The following is a 7,424-nucleotide window of genomic DNA, read 5'->3' as shown; positions in this document are numbered from 1 at the left end:
AGCCGCAAAAGGGGCAGCGGATGCGACGAACACGACCTCGTGCCCCTCAGCGTCCCCGAAATCCGCCGCCTGATCGGGCACCTCGCCCTCACACCCCACTGTCACACCAACGAACACCGTCTGCACTGGTCACACTTCCGCAGACGCAGCCAAGCCCGAGCCCGCCACCACCACTACCAACACCGAGGCCACACACCCCACATGCGGTTGCAGTACTAGGTGCCCCGCCCAGGCCCCAGGCGCCCGAGGCGTAGAGGCCCCAGGCCGAGGCGCCCCATGTCCGAGGTGCCCCAGGCGCCGGCGCCCCAAGGCCCGACCCGCACGGCACCCCTCAAGTCCCCACGCACCCAGAGCCCCGGGCGGCCCGGCCCCGCCGGCCCCGCTCCCGCCTCCCGCCCCGCCCCTCACCGCCTCTTCAGCAGCAGTTCGACGTTGCGGTCGCGGGTGGTGCCGGCCAGGTCCGTGCGGGCTTCCGGGGCGTTGAAGGACAGTTCGCGGTAGAGGGCGGCCAGGCCGGTCTGGGAGAGGTCGGTGAAGTCCGTGCGGTGCGGGGCGGCCGACTCGACGAGGGTGGCGATCAGCGACAGGGTGCCGTCGTGGTTGTCGACCAGCTCGATGACCCGGGCCAGCTGCGGATAGTCGATGTGCGAGGCGGTGGAGACCTCCCAGAAGCTGCCGTGCGGGACGATCTCGTTCTTGTGGCTGTGGCCGTTGATCCAGCCGACGACCCGGGGGTGGGCGGCCAGCAGCTCGACCAGTTCGGCGCCGCCGTGCCGCTTCTCGTGCGGACGGGCCGGGTCGGGCCGGGTGTTGTTCATGGTCTTGCTGGTGTGGTGGCTGAAGACCAGCACATGTGCCTTCTCACCCCGCTCGTTGGCCTTCAGGGTCCGCTCCAGCCAGCGCAGTTGGGTGTCGCCGATGGAGCCGGTGTAGTGGCCGCCCGGGTCGGTGGTGTCCAGGCTGATGCCCAGTACGTCGTCGGAGACCCGGAAGGTGTAGTGGAGGCGGTTCTCCTCCAGGGCGTCCGCGGTGTAGCCGTGGCCGTGCGGGCCGTGGCCGGTGTGCGCCGGGTCCAGGTGGGCGCGGAGGTACTCGGCGCGGGTGAAGGGGGCGCGCCGCTCGTCGGGGGTGACCGTCCTGGCCTGCTTCGCGTGCGCCTTGAGCAGCCGCTTGAAGTCGGCGCCCTTGGGGTCGAGGCCGTCCTTGACGGCCTTCCAGACCTTGGCGGCCTCGGCGGCGGGCAGCGTCTCCAGCTTGCGGTGCCCGGTGGCCATCTCCTTCCAGAACGGGTCACCGGGTGCGTAGCAGCCGCCGGGCAGCGAGTCGTGGTTGCCGACGGTGGAGTACCACGGCAGCCGTAGCCCGGGGCTGTGGACGGTGCGGATCGCCGCGTCCAGGAAGCCGTGCAGGCGCGGGAAGCCCAGCTTCTTGTCGGCGTCGCGCAGCGGGCTGTCCGGCTGCCAGTAGAGGGTCAGCCCGCTGTCCTGGACGCCTTCGTAGCGGCGCGGGTCGCCGGAGTTGGGGGTGATCCGGCCGCCGCTCATCGCGGTGAGGAACCACTCCAGTTCCAGCTTGGAGTTGTTGTCGGTGTTGTCTCCGGTGGTCATCACGAACGCCAGCGGCGCGCCGGTGGCCGGTCCACCCGGCAGCGCGTTGACCCGCTCGATCAGCGAGACGACCCCGGCCACGGACAGCGCCTCCTGCGGGCGCCAGGCGCTGGCAGTCTGGGCGCGCAGGTACTCGTACCGCAGCGGGTTCTGCACGTCGACCAGGTGGAGATCGGTGAGCTGCACGAACGACGCCAGCGCGGTCCGGCGCCGGTCGCGGCCGCCGTGTGCGGCGGCCAGCTCGGTGCGGACCACCCGGTGCCAGCCGGGCCCGTCGGCCAGCCGCCGGTAGCCTCCGCTGCCGCGCGGGGTGGCCACGCCGCCGAGGGTGGTGCCCCGGGTGTACGGGACGTGCGGGACGGCCGGGGCATCGACGGCGATCGGTGCGGCCGGGGCCGGGCCCGGGGCGACGGTGGTGGCGGCCTCGGCGGCCCGGTCGGGGCCGACGCCGAAGGCGAGGCCGAGCCCGGTGGCGGCGCCGGCGGCTCCGGTGGCGGCGAGGAACGTGCGGCGGTCGATGGGTGCGGTGGCGGACCGGATGCGGGACATGCGCGAGCTCCCCGAGTGCGAACGCGAAGGCGGCCGGGACCGGTGGCCGGCGGGGGTGGGACTCCCCGCGTTTCTCCGGCGGCACAACTGCCCTGTCACCAGGGATGGTTGGCAGCGGGAATGACCTGTGCGTGAACGCCACCGCAACGCCGGGAACCCATCACCGCACAGGGATCTGCTGGTCACGGGACCGCCACGGCCCCCTGTCCCGGGGGGCGACCGCCGGTCACCGGGCGTTCACCGCAGGGGGTACCACCATCCGTTGCGGCACACTCCGTGCCGGGCCCCTCACCCGCCGTCATCGCGTGCGCGGCACGGCCTCGGACGCTCGCCACGCACCGCCCCGGCTCGTATGCGTTATGTCACGCCGCCGTCTCCCGACCGCCACAGAATGGAATGGATTGGACAAGGCGACGGGTGTCACACACATGATGGAGGCACTACTGAGCAGGTGTTTCCGAACAGGCACCTAAGTCAGGCCAGAAAGAAGGAGTCCCATGAGGGTCGGAATCGTCGGAGCCACCGGACAGGTCGGCGGCGTGATGCGGGGCATTCTCGCCGAGCGGAACTTCCCGGTCGAGCAGCTGCGGCTGTTCGCTTCGGCCCGGTCCGCCGGACGGACGCTGCCGTGGCAGGACACCGAGATCACCGTCGAGGACGCGGCGACCGCCGACTACTCGGGGCTGGACATCGTCCTCTTCTCGGCCGGCGGTGCGACGTCCAAGGCGCTGGCGGAGAAGGTCGCCGACGCCGGTCCGGTCGTGATCGACAACTCCTCGGCCTGGCGCCGTGACCCCGAGGTCCCGCTGGTCGTCTCCGAGGTCAACCCGCAGGCGATCACGGACCGCCCCAAGGGCATCATCGCCAACCCGAACTGCACCACGATGGCCGCGATGCCGGTGCTGCGTCCGCTGCACGAGGAGGCCGGTCTGGTCTCGCTGGTCGTCGCGACGTACCAGGCGGTGTCCGGCAGCGGTCTGGCGGGCGTGGAGGAGCTGGACGGGCAGGTCCGCAAGGCGGTCGAGCAGGACGCCACCAAGCTGGCCCACGACGGCTCCGCGGTGGAGTTCCCCGAGCCGGACAAGTACGTCCGTCCGATCGCCTTCAACGTGCTGCCGCTGGCCGGCTCGATCGTCGACGACGGTCTGGGCGAGACCGACGAGGAGCAGAAGCTCCGCAACGAGAGCCGCAAGATCCTGGACATCCCGGACCTGAAGGTGTCCGGCACCTGCGTCCGCGTGCCGGTCTTCACCGGTCACTCGCTGCAGGTCAACGCCCGTTTCGCGCGGCCCATCAGCCCGGCCCGGGCGCAGGAGCTGCTGGCCGGCGCCCCCGGTGTGACCCTCTCGGAGGTCCCCACCCCGCTCCAGGCCGCCGGCCAGGACGCGTCCTTCGTGGGCCGGATCCGCGCCGACGAGACCGTCGAGAACGGCCTGGCGCTGTTCGTCTCCAACGACAACCTCCGCAAGGGCGCGGCGCTGAACGCCGTGCAGATCGCGGAGCTGGTCGCCGCGGAGCTGCGCGGCTGACCCGCCTGCCGACGGCCGGGGCCCGTACGGAGTTCTCACCCTCCGTACGGGCCCCGGGCCGTTTCCGGCCGGTGCGTGGCGGCGGTCAGCCCCGCCGCACCTCGAACTGGAAGCACCCGTACTCCACGGCCCGGACGTGCACCAGCGCCACCTCCGGGTCGGCGAACGCCTCGTCCAGGGCCGCGTCGAAGCCCGCCGTGGCGTCCTCGGGGATCTCGAGGAGCCGCCCGCCGACGATCCGGCCGGCCGCGTCGTAGCGCCGCAGGGCCCGCAGCGCGCCGGGCCGGTCGAAGGGGTACCGGTCCGCGCCGGGCTCCGGGCCCGCGCACTCGTCCGCGTGGAGGAAGACCGGCCCCTGCTCGTCGTACGCCCCCGGCCGGGCCCCGGTCTCAGCGGCCCAGCGCCGCAGCGGCGCGTACGACACCAGCGCCACCCGCTCCCCGGCCCGGATCCCCCGCAGACAGCACCGCAGCGGACTCCCGACACAGTCCACGGGAACGCCGTCCTCCCGCGCGGTGTACGGCTCGACGGCCCGCCCGGCGTCGTCGGTCCCGCGCAGTTCCTTGAGCGCGGCGGGCGGAATGGGCAGCGGTGTGTAGGTCGTCATGGCTCCACGGTCCCCGGCTGCCGCGCCCGGTGCCGGCGGGTATCGGACGACGTGGTCCGTCCCCGTCAGAGCGCCAGATGTCGCCGCAGTGCGACGTCGATCTCCGCCATGCGCTGTCGCGGCACCGAGCCGACCCTTTCGCGGAGGCGTCCCGGGGTGACGGAGCGGACCTGTTCGCACTGAGCCTTCGAGTCCTTGGGCAGACGGCACTCGTCGGCGCGGAGGAGAACCTGGAACGTGAGGACCCGGGAGGTGTTCATCGGCGAGCCCGTCCCCGCTCGTGCGGTCCCAGAACGCGGCGTCCTCGCTCGCGCCCCACTCCTCGAACGCTTCCGTGTACTCCGCTTCCAGCCCAGCGGCGCGCAGTAGCTCGATGGCCGCGTGTATCACCGCGGAGCGCGACTCGGCCTCCGTCTTCGTCGCGTACTCGTCGAGGAAGGCGCTACCCAGGTGGCTACCCATGCACTACCTGAAATGCCACCCCTGTCCGGACCGGCCCGCGTGGAAGGATGGCCGGAGAATCCGATGCGTAACGCATGCGAAGGAGATGAACGGGTGCCTGGCACGAATCTGACCCGCGACGAGGCGCAGCAGAGGGCGCAGCTGCTGAGTGTGGATGCGTACGAGATCGATCTCGACCTCTCCGGCGCGCAGGAGGGTGGTACGTACCGGTCCACGACCACGGTGCGGTTCGACGTCGCCCGGGCGGGCGCGGACTCGTTCATCGATCTGGTGGCGCCGGCCGTGCACAAGGTGGCGCTCAACGGCGAGCTGCTGGATCCGGCCTCGGTGTTCGAGGACTCGCGGATCGTGCTGCCGGGGCTGCGGGCCGGCCGCAACGAGCTGACCGTCGTCGCGGACTGCGCCTACACCAACACGGGCGAGGGCCTGCACCGGTTCGTCGACCCGGTGGACCAGCAGGCTTACCTCTACACGCAGTTCGAGGTGCCGGACGCCCGGCGGGTGTTCGCGTCGTTCGAGCAGCCGGACCTGAAGGCCACCTTCCAGTTCACCGTGAAGGCCCCGGAGGGCTGGACGGTGATCTCGAACTCCCCGACGCCGGAACCGGTCGACAACGTCTGGCGGTTCGAGCCGACACCGCGGATCTCGACGTACGTCACCGCGCTGATCGTGGGCCCGTACCACAGCGTGCACAGCACGTACGAGAAGGACGGGCGGACCGTGCCGCTGGGCATCTACTGCCGTCCGTCGCTGGCCGAGCACCTGGACGCGGACGCGATCTTCGAGGTCACCCGGCAGGGCTTCGACTGGTTCCAGGAGAAGTTCGACTACGCGTACCCGTTCGCGAAGTACGACCAGCTCTTCGTGCCGGAGTTCAACGCCGGGGCGATGGAGAACGCGGGCGCGGTGACCATCCGTGACCAGTACGTCTTCCGCTCGAAGGTGACGGACGCGGCGTACGAGGTGCGCGCCGAGACGATTCTGCACGAGCTGGCGCACATGTGGTTCGGCGACCTGGTCACCATGGAGTGGTGGAACGACCTGTGGCTGAACGAGTCGTTCGCCACCTACACGTCGATCGCCTGCCAGGCGTACGCGCCGGGCTCGAAGTGGCCGCACTCCTGGACCACGTTCGCCAACTCCATGAAGACCTGGGCGTACCGGCAGGACCAGCTGCCGTCCACCCACCCGATCATGGCCGAGATCCGTGATCTGGACGATGTGCTGGTGAACTTCGACGGGATCACGTACGCGAAGGGCGCCTCGGTCCTGAAGCAGCTGGTCGCGTACGTCGGGATGGAGGAGTTCTTCAAGGGCGTGCAGGCCTACTTCAAGCGGCACGCCTACGGCAACACCCGGCTGAGCGATCTGCTGGGCGCGCTGGAGGAGACCTCCGGCCGGGACCTTGCGACCTGGTCGAAGAAGTGGCTGGAGACCGCCGGGATCAACATCCTGCGGCCGGAGATCGCGGTGGACGCGGACGGTGTGGTCACCTCGTTCGCGGTCCGGCAGGAGGCCCCGGCGCTGCCGGCCGGCGCCAAGGGCGAGCCGGTCCTCCGGCCGCACCGGATCGCGATCGGCGCGTACGAGCTGGACGGCTCCGGCAAGCTGGTCCGCACCGAGCGGATCGAGCTGGACGTGGACGGCGAACTGACCGCCGTACCGCAGCTGGTGGGCAAGCGGCGCCCGGCGGTGGTCCTGCTCAACGACGACGACCTGTCGTACGCGAAGGTGCGGCTCGACGAGGAGTCGCTGAAGGTGGTCACCGAGCACCTCGGGGACTTCACCGAGTCGCTGCCGCGGGCGCTGTCGTGGGCGTCGGCGTGGGACATGACCAGGGACGGCGAACTGGCCACCCGTGACTACCTGTCGCTGGTCCTGTCGGGCATCGGCAAGGAGTCCGACATCGGCGTGGTCCAGTCGCTGCACCGCCAGGTGAAGCTGGCCCTGGATCTGTACGCGGCGCCGGAGTGGCGCGAGACGGGGCTGGCCACCTGGACCGAGGCGGCGCTTGCGCACCTGCGGGCGGCCGAGGCGGGCAGCGACCACCAGCTGGCGTGGGCCCGGGCGTTCGCGGCCGCGGCGCGTACGGACGAGCAGCTGGCCCTGCTGCAGGGTCTGCTGGACGGCAGCGAGGAGATCGCCGGGCTGGCCGTGGACACCGAGCTGCGCTGGTCGCTGCTGCAGCGGCTGGCGGCGACCGGCCGGGCGGACGAGCAGGCCATCGCGGCGGAGCTGGAGCGGGACCGGACGTCGGCGGGCGAGCGGCATGCCGCGACGGCGCGGGCGGCGCGTCCGACGGCGGAGGCGAAGGCCGAGGCCTGGGCGTCGGTCGTGGAGTCGGACAAGCTGCCCAACGCCGTGCAGGAGGCCGTCATCGGCGGCTTCGTGCAGACCGACCAGCGGGAGCTGCTGGCGCCGTACACCATGAAGTACTTCGCCGCGGTGAAGGAGATCTGGGAGGCCCGCAGCCACGAGATGGCCCAGCAGATCGTCGTCGGTCTCTACCCGTCGCTGCAGGTCTCCCAGGAGACGCTGGACGCCACGGACGCCTGGCTGGACGCGGCCGAACCGAGCCCGGCGCTGCGCCGGCTGGTCACCGAGTCGCGGGCCGGGATCGAGCGGGCGCTGAAGGCCCAGGCGGCGGACGCGGCGGCCGGCGCGGCGTAA

The 7,424-nt window shown here is 71.6% G+C and carries 5 protein-coding genes; 2 read left to right on the top strand and 3 right to left on the bottom strand.

Annotation, left to right across the window (positions count from 1 at the left end):
* Window positions 1-404 precede the first annotated feature (404 nt).
* Window positions 405-2,156, bottom strand: a complete 1,752-nt coding sequence (locus ACFV1J_RS32350; protein ID WP_385864082.1) for a TIGR03767 family metallophosphoesterase — start codon at window positions 2,154-2,156, stop codon at window positions 405-407.
* Window positions 2,157-2,653: 497 nt separating this feature from the next.
* Between ACFV1J_RS32350 and ACFV1J_RS32345 the strand changes: the two genes are divergently transcribed.
* Window positions 2,654-3,685 (top strand): aspartate-semialdehyde dehydrogenase, encoded by a 1,032-nt coding sequence (locus tag ACFV1J_RS32345; RefSeq protein ID WP_385864081.1) that lies wholly within the window; start codon window positions 2,654-2,656, stop codon window positions 3,683-3,685.
* 85 nt (window positions 3,686-3,770) lie between these two features.
* Here ACFV1J_RS32345 and ACFV1J_RS32340 read toward each other — a convergent pair whose 3' ends face one another.
* Together ACFV1J_RS32340 and ACFV1J_RS32335 are read right to left on the bottom strand one after the other, a co-directional pair.
* On the bottom strand, window positions 3,771-4,292 hold the full coding sequence (locus tag ACFV1J_RS32340) for a DUF1203 domain-containing protein (protein ID WP_385864079.1): 522 nt from the start codon (window positions 4,290-4,292) through the stop codon (window positions 3,771-3,773).
* 65 nt (window positions 4,293-4,357) lie between these two features.
* Complete coding sequence (locus ACFV1J_RS32335) at window positions 4,358-4,552, bottom strand: type II toxin-antitoxin system PemK/MazF family toxin (RefSeq protein WP_385864077.1); 195 nt, start codon at window positions 4,550-4,552, stop codon at window positions 4,358-4,360.
* 295 nt (window positions 4,553-4,847) lie between these two features.
* On the opposite strand from ACFV1J_RS32335, the gene pepN reads away from it, so the two are divergent.
* Window positions 4,848-7,424, top strand: coding sequence for an aminopeptidase N (pepN, locus tag ACFV1J_RS32330; RefSeq protein ID WP_385864075.1), 2,577 nt, complete (start codon window positions 4,848-4,850; stop codon window positions 7,422-7,424).

The sequence above is a fragment of the Streptomyces sp. NPDC059649 genome (assembly GCF_042734445.1).
In the GTDB taxonomy this organism is placed as follows: Bacteria; Actinomycetota; Actinomycetes; order Streptomycetales; family Streptomycetaceae; genus Streptomyces.
Note: the sequence above shows the minus strand (reverse complement) of the source record. Positions and strands in the feature narration are given on the sequence as shown.